This is a genomic window from Bythopirellula goksoeyrii (assembly GCF_008065115.1).
Lineage (GTDB): Bacteria > Planctomycetota > Planctomycetia > Pirellulales > Lacipirellulaceae > Bythopirellula > Bythopirellula goksoeyrii.
This window is the reverse complement of the sequence record NZ_CP042913.1, coordinates 1757267-1775008: the sequence shown is the minus strand read 5'-3', so window position 1 is coordinate 1775008 and position 17742 is coordinate 1757267. Positions and strand designations below refer to the sequence as shown.

Annotated in this window: 18 protein-coding genes; 16 read left to right on the top strand and 2 right to left on the bottom strand. The window is 52.2% G+C overall.

Annotation, left to right across the window (positions count from 1 at the left end; all coding sequences use genetic code 11):
* Positions 1 to 55 precede the first annotated feature (55 nt).
* From Pr1d_RS07105 to Pr1d_RS07050, 12 genes are all read left to right on the top strand, one after another.
* Positions 56 to 490 (top strand): type II secretion system protein, encoded by a 435-nt coding sequence (locus Pr1d_RS07105; RefSeq protein ID WP_148072888.1) that lies wholly within the window; start codon positions 56 to 58, stop codon positions 488 to 490.
* Between the two features lie 63 nt (positions 491 to 553).
* Positions 554 to 931 (top strand): response regulator, encoded by a 378-nt coding sequence (locus tag Pr1d_RS07100; protein ID WP_168205102.1) that lies wholly within the window; start codon positions 554 to 556, stop codon positions 929 to 931.
* Between the two features lie 42 nt (positions 932 to 973).
* Positions 974 to 2791, top strand: a complete 1818-nt coding sequence (locus Pr1d_RS07095) for a sensor histidine kinase (protein ID WP_148072886.1) — start codon at positions 974 to 976, stop codon at positions 2789 to 2791.
* Complete coding sequence (locus Pr1d_RS07090; protein ID WP_148072885.1) at positions 2791 to 3126, top strand: STAS domain-containing protein; 336 nt, start codon at positions 2791 to 2793, stop codon at positions 3124 to 3126. The genes Pr1d_RS07095 and Pr1d_RS07090 overlap by 1 nt, the downstream gene beginning before the upstream one ends.
* The gene (locus tag Pr1d_RS07085; protein WP_148072884.1) at positions 3123 to 4910 is read left to right on the top strand and encodes a GspE/PulE family protein; all 1788 of its coding nucleotides are present in this window, start codon (positions 3123 to 3125) and stop codon (positions 4908 to 4910) included. Before Pr1d_RS07090 ends, Pr1d_RS07085 begins: the two co-directional genes overlap by 4 nt.
* Before the next feature lie 108 nt (positions 4911 to 5018).
* Positions 5019 to 6149 carry a type II secretion system F family protein gene (locus Pr1d_RS07080; protein WP_168205101.1) on the top strand — a complete coding sequence of 377 codons (1131 nt, stop codon included), beginning with the start codon at positions 5019 to 5021 and terminating at the stop codon, positions 6147 to 6149.
* A gap of 55 nt (positions 6150 to 6204) precedes the next feature.
* Positions 6205 to 7284, top strand: a complete 1080-nt coding sequence (locus Pr1d_RS07075) for a type IV pilus biogenesis protein PilM (protein WP_148072882.1) — start codon at positions 6205 to 6207, stop codon at positions 7282 to 7284.
* The gene (locus Pr1d_RS07070; protein ID WP_148072881.1) at positions 7281 to 7886 is read left to right on the top strand and encodes a hypothetical protein; all 606 of its coding nucleotides are present in this window, start codon (positions 7281 to 7283) and stop codon (positions 7884 to 7886) included. Before Pr1d_RS07075 ends, Pr1d_RS07070 begins: the two co-directional genes overlap by 4 nt.
* Positions 7887 to 7941: 55 nt before the next feature.
* On the top strand, positions 7942 to 8466 hold the full coding sequence (pilO, locus tag Pr1d_RS07065; protein ID WP_148072880.1) for a type 4a pilus biogenesis protein PilO: 525 nt from the start codon (positions 7942 to 7944) through the stop codon (positions 8464 to 8466).
* Entirely contained in the window at positions 8463 to 8975 is a 513-nt protein-coding gene (locus Pr1d_RS07060; protein WP_148072879.1) for a hypothetical protein, read from the top strand. The genes pilO and Pr1d_RS07060 overlap by 4 nt, the downstream gene beginning before the upstream one ends.
* A 9-nt stretch (positions 8976 to 8984) precedes the next feature.
* A complete protein-coding gene (locus Pr1d_RS07055) occupies positions 8985 to 10892 on the top strand; it encodes a type II secretion system protein GspD (RefSeq protein ID WP_148072878.1) in 1908 nt (635 codons plus the stop codon).
* 53 nt (positions 10893 to 10945) lie between these two features.
* Positions 10946 to 11128 (top strand): hypothetical protein, encoded by a 183-nt coding sequence (locus tag Pr1d_RS07050; RefSeq protein ID WP_148072877.1) that lies wholly within the window; start codon positions 10946 to 10948, stop codon positions 11126 to 11128.
* A gap of 100 nt (positions 11129 to 11228) precedes the next feature.
* Here Pr1d_RS07050 and Pr1d_RS07045 read toward each other — a convergent pair whose 3' ends face one another.
* Together Pr1d_RS07045 and Pr1d_RS07040 are read right to left on the bottom strand one after the other, a co-directional pair.
* Positions 11229 to 11663, bottom strand: a complete 435-nt coding sequence (locus tag Pr1d_RS07045) for a peptidylprolyl isomerase (RefSeq protein ID WP_148072876.1) — start codon at positions 11661 to 11663, stop codon at positions 11229 to 11231.
* 129 nt (positions 11664 to 11792) lie between these two features.
* Positions 11793 to 12926, bottom strand: coding sequence for an LptF/LptG family permease (locus tag Pr1d_RS07040; RefSeq protein ID WP_148072875.1), 1134 nt, complete (start codon positions 12924 to 12926; stop codon positions 11793 to 11795).
* A 180-nt stretch (positions 12927 to 13106) separates the two neighbouring features.
* Between Pr1d_RS07040 and Pr1d_RS07035 the strand changes: the two genes are divergently transcribed.
* The 4 genes from Pr1d_RS07035 (at position 13107) to Pr1d_RS07020 (ending at position 17698) form a co-directional block, all read left to right on the top strand.
* The gene (locus Pr1d_RS07035; RefSeq protein ID WP_148072874.1) at positions 13107 to 13862 is read left to right on the top strand and encodes a ComF family protein; all 756 of its coding nucleotides are present in this window, start codon (positions 13107 to 13109) and stop codon (positions 13860 to 13862) included.
* Positions 13863 to 13955: 93 nt separating this feature from the next.
* Positions 13956 to 14885: a DUF502 domain-containing protein gene (locus Pr1d_RS07030; RefSeq protein WP_148072873.1), complete on the top strand. Its 930-nt coding sequence runs from the start codon at positions 13956 to 13958 to the stop codon at positions 14883 to 14885.
* A gap of 93 nt (positions 14886 to 14978) precedes the next feature.
* Positions 14979 to 15902, top strand: a complete 924-nt coding sequence (hemC, locus tag Pr1d_RS07025; RefSeq protein ID WP_148072872.1) for a hydroxymethylbilane synthase — start codon at positions 14979 to 14981, stop codon at positions 15900 to 15902.
* 125 nt (positions 15903 to 16027) lie between these two features.
* A complete protein-coding gene (locus Pr1d_RS07020; protein ID WP_148072871.1) occupies positions 16028 to 17698 on the top strand; it encodes a phytoene desaturase family protein in 1671 nt (556 codons plus the stop codon).
* Positions 17699 to 17742: the final 44 nt, after the last annotated feature.

Below are 17742 nucleotides of genomic sequence, written 5' to 3'. Positions count from 1 at the left end.
TGCCGATTGCGGCAGAATATTCACAGAGAGTTATAGCTAAAAAAGAGGACTGACAATGTCTCGCCAGAAACATGCATTTACACTGATTGAACTTGTGGTGGTGATCTTGATTTTAGGAATACTCGCTGGTGTGGGAGCGCCTAAATTGTTCAAGACTTCCGGTGCTGCCACAGAGAATGGTCTCCGACAGACGTTGTCGATCATTCGAGATGGTATCGAACTTTATTCAGCCGATAATGCCGGTACCTATCCTGCCTGTGCGACCGATGGTGTGGCAGATTTTCAGGTCTCGATGAAAAACTATATTCGCGGAACGTTTCCAAAGAGCCCCGTGGGTACTGGAGACAATTTGATCACAGTCTCAGCTGCTGATCCTCTTGTAGCGGACAATGCGACTGGATGGATGTACAACACAACCACAGGCGAATTCATTTGCAATTGCACAACGGCAACTCCAACGAACCCCGCAGTCACCTATGACGACCTGTAAGAGTTAGGCGTCATAGATTCCCTTATACGTGACATGTAGTTCAGACTAATGGGTATTGAAACGATGAGTTATAGAGCCCTAATTGTGGACGACAATGTCGCCTTGGCCCGCGTGACCCAGTTCGCTCTGGATCGCGCGGGTTTCGAGACACAGATTGCCATCAACGGTCAGGTGGCACTAGAACTAGCCCAGGAGAAGCAGTTTGACGTCGTGATAACCGATCAGCAGATGCCGGTCATGTCGGGTATTGAACTGTGCCGGGCCTTGCGAGCGTTGCCGAGCTATTTTGACTGCCCCTTGATTCTACTCACAGCAAAAGGCTTAGAGTTGGAATTGCCAAAGCTGCGCGAGGAGGTAGGAATTAATGGAGTTTTTTGCAAACCCTTTAGTCCCGCTGCGGTAGTCAACGAAGTGAATGAACTCTTAGGTGCTGTCGTTTAGGTCCCTAGCTGATTGCTCCCATGCCCAGATTGCAGAGAAGCCATGTTAGTTCGTCGTCCCAATCTGGGTTTGCCGCGCAGAGTCGTTGCCTACTATTTGCTGTTTTGCATAGTAGCAGTGACTTGGTTGGCTGCTGGGGTGCTGATCACGACCCATTCAGTGCTGAGTAGCAGGAACATTGGCACTTGCCTGGCACGACTGGACAAACTTTCCGCGGCAATTGAACTCGAATATCTGCGCAATGGAACGGAGAATCTGCAGGCACTGTTGCTCCGTGCAAAAGCCGAGTCGAGACTTGACTACTGTGCCATCGTTTCAAACGATGGACTTTATTGTGCGCATACTCAAGCAAGCTTGATTGATCAAGAGGCAGCTGAGCTCGAAGGAAGTCATCTGCAGTGGGGTGGATTCAAGGGAGTTAGCTTCGTGAACTCCAATGGATCAAAGATCAGTGAATACCGCTTGCCTCTGGCGGCCAACAAGCAGCCGGTAGGGATGCTTCATATAGGAGTCGTCGAGCCGGACATCTGGCAAACTATGGCGGCAGTGGCTCCGCTTGCACCGGTAGCCATCCTTGTACCTCTCGCACTAGTTGCCCTCGGCGCTATAGTTCTCTCTCGCTTGACTAGCCCCCTCGATGAAGTCAGCAAACAACTTCAACAGATCGCAGCACTGCCCCTCGGAAGCACTGAGCAAGTCTCCTCTATCCGTGTCGGAGATGCCACCTCATTAGGCTGGAATCGCCTGGTAGATTTGGTTCATCGCAATCAGGAGGGACCTGATAATCGAACGCTTGAAGCAAGACTCGCGGAAGCGACTGTCTCGCGACGTGCTAGCCAGGACAGAGAGATTCTAGAGAGTATTCCCGATGGTGTCGCTATGACCGACATCGAAGGACGGATCACCTTTGCGAATCGAGCCGTCGCTGCGTTGCTCGGCGAAAACTTTGCCGAAGGTGCCTCGATTCAGGAGCTACTTCGAGACATCGATGAGAAAGCACAAGAAATTGCACTGGCCGGCCAAGATGGTCGCCCTGCGGTTTGTGAGATCCTTCGTCAAGGGAGCTTAGCGGATCGTATTATTCGAGTATCGAGACAAGGGTTGGACAGTTCCCAGCAGCCAGGGCAGGTCTGGTGTTTAAGGGATATTACTCAACAAAAGCTTTCCGAGAAAATGCGGGATCAATTCATCGACACGGCAACCCATGAGCTGCGCACACCCTTGTCCAATATCAAAGCCTATGCAGAGACGCTGGTCACGTGTGACGAGATCGATGTCGAGCAGCAGAAGGAATTCTGCAATATCATCAACAGCGAAGTTACCCGATTAGCACGCTTTGTTGATGACCTGCTAAGCATAAGCAGCATGGAAATGGGATCTCTCACGATTGAACGTCAGAAAGTTGATACAGAACGGCTTTTTGAAGAGGTGCTAGAGAAGATCGAGCCATTGGTGCAAAAGAAGAATATTACTTTTTCTAGCGAACTCCCCGAAAAGATGCCTGAAATCAAGATTGACAAAGACAAGATTGTAGCCGTATTGGTCAACCTTCTGGGCAATGCGGTCAAATACACCCCCGAAGGAGGCCATGTCACCTTGAGAGTAAAAATCGAACATTCCATGCTCGATTTTGCCATCGAGGACACGGGAGTAGGAATCGCAGAAGAAGAGTTGCCGAAAGTCTTCGACAAGTTCTTCCGAAGTGCCGACCCACGTATACAGGAGGAAACGGGAACGGGCCTGGGACTCTCTCTGGCGCATGAGGTAGTCCAGATGCATGGGGGAGAAATCACCGTCGAAAGCGTCCTCAATCAGGGAACCACTTTCTTGGTCTCTATCCCACTGGAAGGAGCATCCTGATGTTTGCCATCAAGTGTCAAGGTGCCGTGGAAGTGATTGTCCCGAACGTGCCTCTCACGGTCGAGCATGCAGAGGAACTGCGCGAAACGGTCGGGCACTGCCTTTCCGATGGACTTCCTATGGTCGTGCTCAACCTTCATGATGTTCCTCTATTCGACAGCGCCGGATTAGAGGCGCTGCTTGACTGTCGAGATAGCATTTGCGCTCGTGGCGGAAGGGTGAAACTTGCAGCACTGACCCCCTTAAGCCAGGACATTCTGCGAGTCAGCGGTGTTCTGGAAGCGTTTGAGTTGTTTCCCGACGACAAAGCCGCTGTGAGGAGCTTTATCCAATGAGCGCTATCACGGTTGCAGATCAAAACAAGGATCAAATCGAACAGTACACCGTACCATTGGGTGTCTCTTCTGACGATCCGGCGTTAAGCCCCCTGGCCAGTCGAGGTCCGCTCGGACAACGACTTGTCAGCGCGGACCTGATCGGTGAAGAGGAACTTGAATCGGCCCTGCGCCATCAGTCAGAAAACGGCCATAAATTAGGCGAGTCTCTTCTGGAATTGGGATTTGCCAGCGAAGAACAGCTTTTACCGTTTGTCGAAACGCAAATTGGTGCAGTTGGAGTACGGCTTCGCGAAGGCATTCTCGATCCAGTGGCCGTCCAAGTCATCCCCCGTCCGTTGGCCGAGCAATTGGGAGTATTGGCCCTGTTCAAGGTTCGTAACCAACTTGTCGTGGCCATGGACGACCCCTCAAATCTGGATACTATCGACTGCATTGAAAAAGTCACGGGGCTAGACGTTCGACCGGTCTTTGCCTTTCGCGCTTCGATCAAGCGAATTTTGCAACGCGCCTACGAAGAAGGATTTCATGTCGACACGGTGACCGCTGACATGGATGAATCAGCAGTGGAGCTCCAGCTCGACAGCGCAGATATGGATGTGGCTTCGGTTCATAACCTCGTGGAGGGAAGTCCTGTCATCAATCTGGTCAACTACCTGATACTGCAGGCAATCCGCAAGCAAGCTAGTGATATTCACATTGAACCTAGCAGAAAGTTTGGCACCGTTCGATTTAGAATTGATGGACAACTAATCGAGATGTTGCGACCTCGCCGTGACATTTTTCCGGCGATCGTCTCTAGAATCAAAGTGATGGCCAAGCTCGATATTGCCGAGCAACGCACTCCGCAAGATGGCCGCTGTCAGGTTGTCGCTGATGGAAAAGAAGTGGACCTACGTATTTCGACTTTGCCAACAGTGCTTGGTGAGAAGATAGTAATTCGTGTGCTCGACAAGGATCGACTCACGTTCAATCTTGACCGACTTGGCATTCCAGACAGAGTGCTGGGAATGGTCAAAGAACTGCTGAAGAAGCCATACGGTTTGGTATTGGTGACTGGACCCACGGGTAGTGGAAAGACAACGACGCTGTATTCCGCATTAGAACTCATCAAGTCAGTTCACCACAACATTGTCACCGTCGAAGACCCTGTCGAATATCAGATTGAGTTGGTCAATCAGGTGCAGGTGGATGCCGGAAGAAATGTTAGTTTTGCTACCGCCTTGCGATCCATCTTGCGACAAGACCCGGATGTGATCATGGTCGGTGAAATCCGTGATGCCGAAACCGCCAAGGTTGCAGTTCAAGCTGCACTTACCGGCCATCTCGTGTTAAGCACGCTACATACGAACGACAGTATCAGTGCCATCACAAGAATGACCGACATGGGAATCGAAGGTTACAAACTTGCCGCGGCGTTGCAAGGAGTTATTGCCCAAAGACTGGTACGCACAATCTGCCCCAACTGTCGAAGCTCTTACTATCCGAGCGCAGAGTATCTCAATGCCTTGCACTACCAGGGAGAGAAACGACGCAGTTTCTCTCGTGGCCTTGGCTGCCGCGATTGTTTTGACACCGGATTCCAGGGGCGTATCGGTATCTACGAAGTTCTTCCGGCCGAAGGAGAACTGCGTCGACTCATTGGAGAGGGAGCCACACTCGAATCCGTGCGGCAATGGTTTCAAAGTAGGGGTTTTCCCAGTCTCTTGCAGTGTGGACTAGGGCTTGCAGAGAAAGAAACGACTAGCTTGGAAGAGGTTGCTCGCGTTGCATTTGTTGAGTGATCTCTATTAGAAGACAACAATCGTAAAATGCCGTAATTTTTCATGAACGCCTACAATACCACCTTCGGAAATCCGACAATCCAGCCTGTTCAGAAAGGGTCGTCTGAGATGCGATCCGGACTAGAAAGTGCGGATCTTACCAGTTGGAAAACTTCTGCCCAGTCCAGTGGAAAGAAGTCAACGAGGCGTCATAAATCTGTTCGTTTACAGCATGTTGCCGAGTTTACTGCTCAGCTTTCAATCATGCTGAAATCGGGAATCGATGTCTCGACAGCACTAGGTTCTCTGGCGGCGCAAAGTAAAAAAACTCCCCTGGCTGATGTACTGCTCCGTGTGCATCAGTCGGTCTTGGCCGGTACCACCCTCTCTGAATCACTCCGCCGACATGGATCGGTCTTTGATCCTGCGTTCGTCGCCACGGTTGCCGCTGGAGAAGCATCAGGATCTTTGGCCGAAGTATTGGTCCAACTATCTCAGATGCAGCGAAACGAGTTGCGGAACCGTCGCACGATGCGCGCTCTAATGACCTATCCAATACTCTTGGTGGCCGTTTCTACCTCGGTAGTCACAGGGCTTGTGATCTTTGTGCTGCCTCGGTTCTCAGGTATCTTCGCCCAATACGACGTGGCCTTGCCAATTGTCACTCAGATGTTGATATCCATTGCCGATGAATTGCGCGGCCATTGGTGGCTTTGGTCGCCTCTTGCTTTGTCCCTCTTGGGTGGTGGCCTCGTGTGGCGCAGGACCGAAAAAGGGAGACAAACACTCGATTCAATGTGGGTGAATACAGCTGTTATTTGCGATGTCACCCGCGCTCGGTTCACAGGAAGGATTTGCCGGCTGATAGGCATGATGCTTTCCAATGGTGTACCAATTCTGGAAACACTGAGGTTGACTCGCGAGGCGGTTGAAAACTCGTTGTATCGGTCTCTTTTGGCAAAACTCGAAGACTCTGTTGTAAACGGACGCAATCTAGCGAATGTCTTGCAGACCGCCGAGATTGTGCCGATTTCCGCCCGTGACATGCTTGCTACTGCTGAGAGCACAGGAAATGTTGCCGAAGTCAGCAAACTCCTGGGCGATTACTACGAAGAAGAGGCCGAAGCGAAAATGCGGCAACTCGTGGGTTTGATCGAGCCAGCCCTTACGGTGGGAATGGGGGCCGTGATCGCAGTAGTCGTCCTGGCAGTCATGCTGCCCGTTTTCGATTTATCCAGTCTCGCCAGCAGCAAACACTAACACATCTGAACCAAAGAGCTCCAAGAGACCAACAAGAGCTGGAAAAGCAATATCCATGTTTCGCCAACAAAAACACGGCTGGATCGGAATCGACATTGGCAGTGCCACTGTGAAGGTCGCGCAATTGGCCCGAAACGGTGATACGCTGCGTGTGGTCGCACGAGCGATTGTGCCGAGATCGTTGCCAGTTACCACTGAAGAGCGCGAGACCGAATTAGAACCTTTATGGTCGGCTTCTGGTGAGATCGGCGCAGCAGTAGCTTTGGCCAATGGACTTCGGGGACGCAAAGCCGCTTCCACGATGCCAATGGGACTTTGTGACCTGCATCATATAGACAGATTAGATGAGTTTTCTGAGGATCTTGATTCTGTCGTACGCCACGCTGTCGAATCCGCCACTCAATCTTCTGCAGACCACCTACAATTCGACATTTGGCCCGCTGAATCGCACGATGGCTTGAACCAGCCCTTGCGATGGAATGTGCTGGCAGTTGCACGCCCCTGGTCTGACCAAATTTATTCTGATGTGGTGAATAATGGCTTTGCCTGCCAACAAATCGATGGGCTCCCTCACACCCTAACGCGCGCAATCGATATGGGTCTCTCATCTGAACGCACGTTGCCAGTGTCGGCACTAGACTGGGGCTATAGCCAGGCTACTTTCTGTATTGTGCATGAAGGACGGCCAGTCTATGCAAGAGTTCTCAAAGACTGCGGTCTAGATCGAGTGATACGCTCCGTTTCCGATGGACTTGATATTCGTCCTGAGCAGACTTATGGTTTGTTGCAACAATATGGTCTCTCTGGACTGAACTCATCCGGCACCGATGAGAAGGCTACGCTTGTGGCGGAACTGATCAAGGAGCCTCTTCTTCAGTTGGAAAACGAACTTTCACGCACACTCTCTTATGTGACTAGCTTGCGTCGCTCGATCAAGCCACAGCAACTCTACCTATTCGGAGGAGGTGGACTGATTAAGCAGTTGTCGAACTACTTGACTCGCCAACTTCAAATTGAATCTCGTGTTTGGCAGTTAAATCCTCTGCCATCAAATGAACATGCTTCCGAGCCTGAAGGCCATTGCCTCTTTGGCCCAGCACTCGCTCTATCGGCATTGGCCTGGGAGGAAGCATGAGCTTTGCGATCAATCTAATGACTCCCTATGCACGTCGTCGCGAGATCTATCGTACACGAGTCCGGCAATGGCTAAGTATCTCCAGTATTACGCTGCTGATCTTGATAATTACTACGTCTGTTCACTACTACTACGTGCGAGAAATTAACCTCGAACGACAGTTGCTAGAGACTTCACTTGAACCAATTAATCACTTAAAGAATGCGAACACGCGAATAGTTAAGCAAATTGCCGCAATACGTGACGAAGAGCAGTTCATTCTCGCCCTTTCAAGCGAAAAGCCTACCGTCACATTGCTGGGACTGCTGGGAACTGCCGTGGCGAAAGCCGGCGATCACGTTTTCGTGGAAAGACTTGAATTATCGAACCTAGAACGATCTACCACCACGCCTATGGAGACGCCGATTGCAATAGACATCGCTGGACTGGCTAATAACAAATCCTCTGCGGGCCAGTTAGCTGAAGGATTTCAAACTTCAATTCCTTCTGGCAAGGTAGAAGTGACTTCTAACAAAGAGACTCGACTTAAGAATCAATTGGTTCACGATTTTACCTTGCAAGGCACTTTCCGAAACACACAAGGCCTCAACCGTGAGAAATAGCCAAGACAGACAAATTGCTTCCCTTGGATGGGCGCTCCACGGCGCAGGTTGCCTGTTGGTTGTCGCTTCGGTAGGTGCTTATATTGCACTTGTCACCCGACCGCTAAATGCGCAGATGGATCAGGGTACGTTTAGAGTTGAACAGCTCAAGGAACTCCTCGACCGATCACCTCAAGTTCGTCTTGCCTATAGCAAGAATAAAGAGGAGTTTCGCTCTCTGAAAGAGTCAGTAGAGGAAACTCTACTTCGATTGCCCAAGGAATTGGAAGAAATGGAGTTTATTGGCCAAATCAATTCCGTTGCCCAAACCTCAGGGATAGAAATCGTGGGCTACCAGATGGGGCCGGTAGAGCAGCTGGAAAGCTATTCGAGAGCTGAGATTACGTTTCAATGCAGCGGTAGCTTTGCAAGCATCTGTATGTTCCTCGATAAAGTTGACCATCTCCCCAGGCTTACGGAAGTTTCCCGGCTGGAGATCGAATCCGAACAGAATTTGGAAAGGTATCCGGTTCAGGTAAATTTTGTCTTGTATTTTGGGGGTACATCCCACGATAGAAGTATGAGAGGGGAAGACTTATGAGTGAGCGCACTTGGATGCAAAAATCGGGTGCGACTCCTGGCAAGCTAGCATTGGTAGGTTGCCTGGCAGTTGGTCTTGTCTTCGTACTATGGAATCAAGTGTCCGACGAGACCGTGGACCAGCATAATTCTCCTCAAACGCCTCCTCCTGAACAGGTGGCACCACAGAAACAACCCCTTGTCCCAAACTCAATTGTCACCGAGCAACCATCTCGCGAGTGGCCTCAGATGCCGCTCGAAAGTGTGATAAAGAACGATCCCTTTGCCAAGCCAGCTTGGTATTTGGCAACTTTGACTGATGGCTCGCAAAGCGGGGATGAGTCAGCCCTACTAGCAGAACAGCAATTGGAAAAGCTTCGAAAAGAGCAAACTAAAATCGTTGTCATTTCTAATGGTGAGCGCGTTGCCACCATTGGTGAAGAAAGCTATCGAGTTGGTGATATTGTTGCAGGCTTTGAGATTACTGAGATCAACATGGATGGTGTTGTGCTCACGGAAACAGGTCCCTGAGAGATCGCATTGAGTAGGAATATGATGTTGGGGGGAGCAAAGAGCGACATCGAATTAGGCCGTCGGGCTTGGGGTCTGGTCGTCTTTTGGCTGATGTCCATCTTGATCTCCGCTCCTTCTTTGGGGCAATCGCTTTCGAACGTTAGCGAACTCACCGTTCAAAGCAAGTTCCAACGTACAACGGGCGGCCAGTTTGAGCCTCCGTCAAATGAAAATGAGCAGGAAGTTCCAGCAGCTCCAGCACCAACAGAACTTACTTCCCCATGGAAATCTGTAGGTCTAGAGGCCCTTCGCCAGGCTGTCGGAGCAGTCAAGGCTGAAGTCGGGAGTGATACGCTCCCTACACCACCAAACGAACCTGAGTCTGTTCCACCGCGGCAACACAGAATACCCCTTGGCGAAGTTCCTGCACAGAACATCCAAGTCCAGGAAGATGCTGGCTTGATCTCACTTATGGTTCGCGACGCCCCATTGCGACAAGTGATCGCACTGGTGGCCGAAACGCAAAAACTGAACATCGTGTTCGCTTCCCCAGCCGAAGTGCCAGTCACGGCATCTTTTGATCGCATGCCGTGGGAGCAGGTGATGGAAGCACTTCTGGCCATTTCAGGTCACACATGGAACATGAATGAAGGGATTATCTACGTTACAAATATCGAGGCTGCCGATTTTGTTTCACCTCAAGCGAGTGGCCGTGTTGTAGAAGTTTTTGAACTGGACTTCGCATCTGCAGTGGATGTCGACAATACCGTGAAGGGACTCTTGTCTCCTGCGGGAAATAGCTGGCTCGTAGAAACCAGCTCTGAGGACAATCGTCGAACTCGTGAAGTGGTCGCGGTTTTTGATTACCCGGCAAATGTCGCCCGGATCAGCGACTACATTTGTCAGATGGATCAGCCTCCTCGACAAGTGCTCATTGAAGCTAACATTTTGCAAGTCGAACTCAAAAACGATTGCAAGAGCGGTATCAATTTTGAACAGATTTCAAGCTTTCATGGCAATGAACTAGGTCTTGGATTTCTGTCGGCCGGTTTGTCGAATCCAGCCGGCACAGTCAATGGTCCCGCTGGAAGCTCAACCTCGTTTCTTACCGTCAATGGAGCAGCGCTCAATGGATTTCTTGAACTACTACAGACCACGCTCGACGCCAAAACACTTGCTTCTCCTAAAATCCTTTCGGTAAGTGGTCAGTTGTCAAGAATTCAGATCGGCGATCAATTAGGTTACTCGACGGTTACTACGAATGTGAACCAGACGACCCAACAAAATATCCAATTCCTTGAAACCGGTGTGATATTGACCGTTATTCCGCGCATCACTCGCGACGGGCGAGTCATGATGAAGGTCAAACCTGAGGTGTCCGCGGGACAAGTCAATCCGAATACGCAGGTGCCAGATGCTCAGACGACGAACGTCGAAAGCAACATTCTGCTGAACGATGGGCAGGGAATGGTCCTCGGTGGATTGATACAAGAGGAAGACATAATTACTGAAAACAAGCTTCCCTGGTTTGGGGACTTACCTTACGTCGGCATCTTGTTTCAAAACCGCCAAACGAAGAGGGAGCGCAAGGAGATCATTGTCACCTTGATACCTCATGTCCTTCCGTACAACCCCGTTATTGCATCGCGTGAATCCCATGATTACATGCGCACTCAAGATCGATTAGTAACCGGCCCTCTGGTGCGTGTGCCACGGCCTTATGAGGCGAAGCTCTATGACACGTTCTTGAATCCCCGCCGCCCACTGGCCACGATTCATGCCAGCCATCATGGCGTACCCATGGAATCTATGGACTTTGTTGCCTTGCCTCCTGTCGATGAAGTATGGGACTATGAATTCTGCCCTGAACCAGAAGACGCAGCAGAAATCAGCTTCCCCGAGCAACCCACGCCAGAGATCATTTACCAGCAGTAGTTCTCCCCAAGTTGTACCTGATAAATTCCTTGAACCAAGGGAGATTTTTTGACATGGCAAATCGCTTAAATATCCCAGAAGATCTCGAACAGCTCGTGGAGAAACGAGAAAGGGAACGCCGTCAGCAAGAAAACGCTGAAGCGGAGAAGTCTACATCTGAAGATCAAGCAGGGCGAGCTACCTCCGAGCGACGAAGCGGGAAAGGCCGTCGTGAAGAAGATCGCAATTCGTCTTGACTACTAGCTTACCATCGTAAATAGCCGCTGGCGAATGCCCGCGGTACATCTCTGGTGAAACCGCAGGCTTCCGCCAGCGGCTATTAAGTCAATTTTCGGATCACTCGTCGCTAATGACAACCTTCTCGATCGTGTCGCCTTGCTTGATGGCATTTACGACTTCTTGTCCATCATCCAACACATGACCAAACACGGAGTGCTTGCCATCAAGCCACGGAGTGGCGACGTGGGTGATAAAGAACTGGGAACCGTTCGAGTTAGGACCGGAATTAGCCATCGACAATACACCTGGCCCGTCGTGCTTTAGGTCAGCGTGAAACTCATCCTCGAACTTGTAGCCTGGGCCTCCCGATCCGGTGCCTTGTGGGCAACCACCTTGCACCATGAAGTCGTCGATCACACGATGGAATTTGAGCCCATCGTAGAAACCGTCGCCAGCGAGCTTTTCAAAATTAGCCACAGTCTTGGGTGTCTTGTCTTCGTGCAGTTCGATGCGGATATCGCCTCGATTGGTAGTGATTGTGGCAAGTTTCATCCTGTCGTCCCATCTAAACTGTGTTACATAACCATAGATTGGCCAGTGCAATTGCTTGGCCCAACGAAGTCACCAGGATGGCACCGGCAGGCGGCTTTCGCAACCCCTCATGGAATGAAAACACCGATTTTATGTGCGGAATGAATGGCCTAAGGCAACCGCTACTGGCACAAACAGCAATAGGGGAAGCCAGGCAGCGAGGGTAGGCCTCAGCAAGCTCAATCCCCCCAGCGATTGACAGACCAGTGTCACCATCGAGAAAGCAATTCCCGCTGCCAGGCAAATACCGATCGAGACGAACACGTTTCGATTCCGCCGCGAGAACATCAGCGGCAGCCCGAGCATAAGCATGGTCGTATCCATAAAGGGCTGCAAGATGCGCGTGTGAACTGCGACGCGAAGATCGCTCCTAGGTTCGGTGCTCGGTTCGTTCAGTTCACGGAGCATCTCGCCGATCGAAGCATAGTGTCTCCAAGACGATCCGTTGGCGAGAAGTTCGAAAGGAACATTCGAAACGACAAAAGCCTGCCCAGGCTTTAGCCAAGTGGCATCCTTGTGAGTGACAATCAGCGCTCGTCCTTCGCTGCGCAGTGAAGAGACTTTGTCGATATTCTTAGGAATGCTAACTTCATCAAGCAAATACCCGGCAGGGTGGTCCTCGGTACTGGCCAAATAGTAGCCGTTCTCGGCGACCAATCGCATGCCGTACTTGGATAGTGAGTCAGGCAAAACGAAGTTTGGATTGACGATCCTCTGTTCCTTGGCGACTGTCTTCTCACCCCCAAGAACGATTTCTGTTTGCCAATCGAGACGCTGCTCTAGGTCGCGTTGCTCACTACCACTCAAGTCCTTGGTATCACGAGTCAGCTCATGCCTTACCTGAGGGATCACCAACTCGCGGTTCAACATTCCTAAGAAGCTTACCATGATCGCCGCAATCATGATCGGTCGAATCGCGCGGAATTTGGAAATCCCTGCTGCCATGATTGCCGTTAGTTCCTGATGGCGTTGCATCCAGGTAACAGTAAACATCGCTGCAATCATCGCCAGGATTCCAGCAGTGCGATCAAAGAGGTCAAAAGCCTGATAGGCATAGTACTCACTGATGGCCCCGAGCAGACTCCCTTTTTCAGACGCGTAGGAAGAAAAACTATCGAGGTGTTGAAAGGCATCGATGACAACGTACAAGCCGCCCAGGCTGAGAAAGCAAATCAGAAAAATTTGCACGAACTGCCGCAGGACATAGCGATCAATTATGGTCATCGGCGTGAATCGAGGGTTGACGGACGGTATTCAATCAACAGAGACCGTAGGGCAGGAGAGTAGCCGAGCCTGATTGCTAGCGTCAAGAGAGCCATACGTAGCCCACTGACGGCACTGCTGGCAGAGGGTATCATGGAAACCAGCTGATTTCCACTGATCCCGTTCCATACTCTGGCGACGATGCAACTCTCGACTACAAACTGGCTGCACCGACTGGGTTACCGATCGCTGGATCTACTGTTCCCGCCGAGTTGTCTTAGTTGTGAAGCGGAAATCGACCAGACCTCATTAGACGACACACTCTGTTCGGACTGCCGTGACGAGCTATTGGCCTCCCCTGGTCCTGTCTGCCAGCGATGCGGGGCTAGGGTTCCCGAGGTCTCTGGCGCAGCTTTAACTTGCCCGCGTTGTGAAGCAGACAAAGTCCATTTTGATGCCACACTCTCTCTGGGGCCGTACGACGGGCTACTTCGAGATTTAATCCTGCGAATGAAGAATGACCGGAGCGAACAAGTGGGGCGTATGTTTGCCCGCCTGATTTTGGAGAAAAGGGGTGACGATCTGCAGCAAATGTCGATCGACTGCGTGGTGCCCATTCCTATGGCACCTTGGCGACGCCTGGTGCGGGGTACCAATCCCCCGGAGGTGATTGGCCGGCAAATCGCCGCAAAAATGGGCCGGAGCCACTTCCCTCACCTGCTACGGTGTCGCCGTAACTCTCTACCTCAGCACGGTTTATCGCGTCCAGGTAGATTTCGTAATGTTCGTGGTCAACTACACGTCGCCAGGGGCTATTCTTTAGAGTCGCCTCACATCCTGCTGGTGGACGACGTACTCACTACGGGAGCCACATGCAGCGAGGCGGCTCGCATCCTTAAGAAGCAAGGTGCCTCCCGGGTGACCGTCTTAGTCGTTGGACGAACTTCTGACGCTTAGAAGGATTGTTCTTCCACCGAGTTCCCAGTTGTTTCACAAACCTTAGCTTGATCCGCCTTGTTTCTCAACGAACGAATCGCACAATAGGGGCACATGGAATCCAACCCTCAGCCGACTGAAAAACCGATCAAGCCTCTCGACCCATTCCGCCGGGCCGTGCTGAGGGGACTTGGTGTGCTGCTGCCACCACTGTTGACCATCGTCATTTTCTTGTGGGTGGGCAACACCGTTAACACCTACTTGCTTGAGCCGATGGAATCGGGCACGCGCCAGTTGCTGACTCGCCATTTCCGGGGTGACATTCGTACTCGCAAGGAGGTGACAGAACTCGACATACGCGATGGCCAGGTCGCCAACGCAATGCGCCCCTACCAGCCGATGGCCGACGATCTGCTGGTTCCCTCGAGTTACTACGACTATGTCGAGGAACACGGCGGTAAACCAGTTCCTCAAAATGCTGATGGACTGATTCGCGATTATGTGAATCATCGTTTTCTGTCGCCCTACATCGTGATCCCCACGTTTCTTTGCGTGTTTATTCTTCTCCTGTATTCACTGGGAAAATTCCTGGCGGCAGGTGTTGGACGTATCTTTTGGATTCAAATCGAACGGGTCATTCATCGACTTCCCCTTGTGCGGAATGTGTATTCGTCCGTCAAGCAGGTGACCGACTTCATGTTCAGCGAACCTCAGCTTGATTACACACGCGTAGTAGCTGTTGAATACCCACGTAAAGGAATCTGGACTGTGGCATTTATGACGGGTGAGAGTCTGCTCGATATCCGCGGTGCTGCCAACGAGCCCGTGGTCTCGGTATTGATCCCTACCTCCCCGATGCCATTCACCGGCTTTACCGTAACGGTGAAGAAAAGCGAGACGGTTGATCTGAATATCACGATGGAACAAGCGTTCCAATTCGTCGTGAGTTGTGGCGTGGTTGTGCCGCCGCAACAACTCGCCGAAGCGCTGGCCGAGCGGGAACTTCGCAGCCAGGCGCGGCTTGCCGACCCCGGTGGTCTGTAATCAAGTTGGTCCTCAGTTGCTCGTCGATGAGGGAACCTTTACGATGAACTGCACGTGACCTCTTTGTCCCTAGCAAACATTCGATAGCCAATCGTGTCCACTTCCCCTATCCGCATAGGCACCCGCGCTAGCAAGCTGGCTCTGTGGCAAGCCCATTGGGTCGCTGACGAGTTACGGCAACTTGGCGCGACCGTCGAAATTGTCGAAATTGCTACCCAAGGTGATGTTCAGCAAAGTGGTCCAATCGCTCAGTTGGGTTTGCAAGGAGTCTTCACCAAGGAGATCCAGGCGGCAGTGCTTCGCGGCGAAGTCGATCTTGCAGTACATAGCTTGAAGGATCTTCCCACAGAGACGGTCGCCGGACTCACACTGGCCGCCGTACCTGAGCGGGCAAGCTGTGCGGACGCATTGGTCTCTACGACGGGCAGAAAGTTGAAGGACCTTCCGCCGGGTGCCAAAATCGGCACGGGCAGTTTGCGGCGTCAGGCGCAACTACGAGCAATGCGCCCCGATTTGGTCATCGAAGGAATCCGCGGCAATGTCGGCACTCGTCTTAGCAAACTCGATTCGGGCGAGTACGACGCCATCGTGCTGGCCGTCGCAGGACTCAACCGGCTTGAACTAAGCGTGAGGATCTGCGAAAAGCTCGGCCCTCCGCAAATGCTGCCCGCCCCTGGTCAGGGGGCGTTGGGGATCGAATGTCGTGCAGGTGACGAACCACTGCTCACATTCGTCGGCCAACTCGAACACCTCGATACGCGTGCAGCGACCGATGCGGAACGCGCGATGTTGGCCCTCTTGCATGCCGGTTGTTCTGCCCCTGTGGGTGCCTGGGGTCGTATCGATGACGGTAAGTTATCGCTCGATGGCTTGGTTGCCAGTTTGGATGGATCTCGAATCCTGCGAGCCTCTGCAAGTGGAGCGGCGGCGAATGCTCAGCAGCTGGGGAAACAAGTTGCCGAAGAGTTGCTCGCCCAAGGTGCCGAGCAATTGATTCACGCGACACGCGAAGCGTAGACCGGAACAAGTGGTGAGCAATTCCAGCTTTTTGCCAATTGTGGTACCATAAACTGTTCGTACTTCTCAGATAATCAATCGACGCTCGTTTAGCTTGCGTACTTCTCGACCAGCAGCGGTGATTCATGGCCGACGAGTCCAATATCAATCGACGGGAACTACTCGGAGCTGCCGCTGTTGCTGCGGCCGGTGTGAGTATGTTGTCGGCCGACCAAGCGGAGGAGAAACCGATGCCACTGCCAGATGCAATCTTCATTGGGGCCGGAATCAATTCCCTCGGTGCCGCCTATCTGCTAGGCAAGGCGGGTTGGCGGGTGCTGGTTCTGGATCGGAATGAACAACCTGGCGGAGCGGTTCGCACGCTAGAACTCACTTTGCCCGGCTACAAACACGACATTGGGGCGATGAACCTGACTGTACTGGCCAACTCACCCTTCTTTGCCGAGCATAAGACACAGTTCGCCAAGCATGGTGTCGAATTCATCAAGGCGGATCACTGTTTTGGGTCGATTGCTAGTGATGGCCGGTTCCTGGGAATCACAACCGATCGTGACGTCAATGTTCGTGCTATCGCCGATTTCTCGCAGGCTGATGCCGATGCTTGGAAGACTTGGTCTGCTGATTTTGATTCCTGCGCTCCGACTCTGTTTCGCATCCTCAGCTCGCCCGCCGCGGCGGGAGGTCCGTTAGAGTACTTATTTGGCAAGGGCGAGGTTCCGGAAGCGTCGCGACAAGCGCTGCGGGGAATCTTGCTCGATTCGCTCCGGCACAACCTGACGACCCGATTCAAAAGCGACGTGGTGCAAGCGATGATCGCTGCCTGGGGATTGCATCTGGATTATGCGCCCGACATCACAGGCGGCTGTTGGATGCCATTTCTGGAAACGAACGTCGATGAGCGGCAGGGAATCTCGCTGGTCAAGGGTGGCTCAGGCAACGTGATTCATGCCCTCTGCGAAATGGTACGTGAGACGGGCGGCGAAGTACGTACCAGTCAGACGGTTGAAAAAATCTTCTTCGACAAGGATCGAGCAGAGGGTGTCCAATTGGCCAGCGGAGAGTCGATCCGCTGCAACAAAGCGGTGGTCGCGAGTGTCACGCCTACGGCACTGTTGAAACTAGCCGACGGTCATCTGCCCACTGAAACCACCCGTCAGGCGCAGAAGTGGTCCTACGGGCCGGGGACGATGGTAATCCATCTTGCACTTGAGGATCTGCCAAACTGGAAGGCATGTGAATCAGCACGCAAGAGTTTTTATGTGCATCTGGCCCCTTCGCTCGACTATCTGGCGGCGGCCTATCAGGAAGGGATGGCGGGTATACTCACGACCAAGCCGTTTTGTGTCGTAGGACAACCAACTGCTTACGATTTCTCGCGGGCACCCGCCGGAAAACACGTGCTGTGGGTAATGGTCCGCGCAGTGCCATCAATCATCCGCGGTGATGCCGCCGGGGAGATTCAAGGCCCCGATTGGACCGACGAAGTGAAATCGGCCTTTGCGGATCGTGTGCTCGATGTCATCGAAGACCATGCCCCCGGATTTCGGAAATTGATTCTCGGCAAGAAGATCATTTCACCCTCGGACCTGGAGCAACTGAATCCCAATCTCGTTGGCGGCGATCTTAATGCGGGAAGCATGCAACTCGCACAGTTCTACGGCCAGCGGCCATTCCAGGGAGCATCGCGATCTCCATTGCCAGGCTTGCACCTCTGTGGTGCCTCGACCTGGCCAGGTGGGGGAGCGTATCCGGCTTCAGGAATTATGTTGGCAGAAGATATGTTGGGTGCTAGTTAGGGCAAGGGAACCAATTAAGCAGTCTGGGTACCTGCACCCACCAC

What these genes read in the sequence shown, in the direction of transcription:
- Pr1d_RS07105 (WP_148072888.1), top strand. Translation starts at nt 56, where the DNA reads ATGTCTCGCCAGAAACATGCATTTACACTGATTGAACTTGTGGTGGTG.
- Pr1d_RS07100 (WP_168205102.1), top strand. Translation starts at nt 554, where the DNA reads ATGAGTTATAGAGCCCTAATTGTGGACGACAATGTCGCCTTGGCCCGC.
- Pr1d_RS07095 (WP_148072886.1), top strand. Translation starts at nt 974, where the DNA reads ATGTTAGTTCGTCGTCCCAATCTGGGTTTGCCGCGCAGAGTCGTTGCC.
- Pr1d_RS07090 (WP_148072885.1), top strand. Translation starts at nt 2,791, where the DNA reads ATGTTTGCCATCAAGTGTCAAGGTGCCGTGGAAGTGATTGTCCCGAAC.
- Pr1d_RS07085 (WP_148072884.1), top strand. Translation starts at nt 3,123, where the DNA reads ATGAGCGCTATCACGGTTGCAGATCAAAACAAGGATCAAATCGAACAG.
- Pr1d_RS07080 (WP_168205101.1), top strand. Translation starts at nt 5,019, where the DNA reads ATGCGATCCGGACTAGAAAGTGCGGATCTTACCAGTTGGAAAACTTCT.
- Pr1d_RS07075 (WP_148072882.1), top strand. Translation starts at nt 6,205, where the DNA reads ATGTTTCGCCAACAAAAACACGGCTGGATCGGAATCGACATTGGCAGT.
- Pr1d_RS07070 (WP_148072881.1), top strand. Translation starts at nt 7,281, where the DNA reads ATGAGCTTTGCGATCAATCTAATGACTCCCTATGCACGTCGTCGCGAG.
- Pr1d_RS07060 (WP_148072879.1), top strand. Translation starts at nt 8,463, where the DNA reads ATGAGTGAGCGCACTTGGATGCAAAAATCGGGTGCGACTCCTGGCAAG.
- Pr1d_RS07050 (WP_148072877.1), top strand. Translation starts at nt 10,946, where the DNA reads ATGGCAAATCGCTTAAATATCCCAGAAGATCTCGAACAGCTCGTGGAG.
- Pr1d_RS07045 (WP_148072876.1), bottom strand. Translation starts at nt 11,663, where the DNA reads ATGAAACTTGCCACAATCACTACCAATCGAGGCGATATCCGCATCGAA.
- Pr1d_RS07040 (WP_148072875.1), bottom strand. Translation starts at nt 12,926, where the DNA reads ATGACCATAATTGATCGCTATGTCCTGCGGCAGTTCGTGCAAATTTTT.
- Pr1d_RS07035 (WP_148072874.1), top strand. Translation starts at nt 13,107, where the DNA reads ATGCAACTCTCGACTACAAACTGGCTGCACCGACTGGGTTACCGATCG.
- Pr1d_RS07030 (WP_148072873.1), top strand. Translation starts at nt 13,956, where the DNA reads ATGGAATCCAACCCTCAGCCGACTGAAAAACCGATCAAGCCTCTCGAC.
- Pr1d_RS07020 (WP_148072871.1), top strand. Translation starts at nt 16,028, where the DNA reads ATGGCCGACGAGTCCAATATCAATCGACGGGAACTACTCGGAGCTGCC.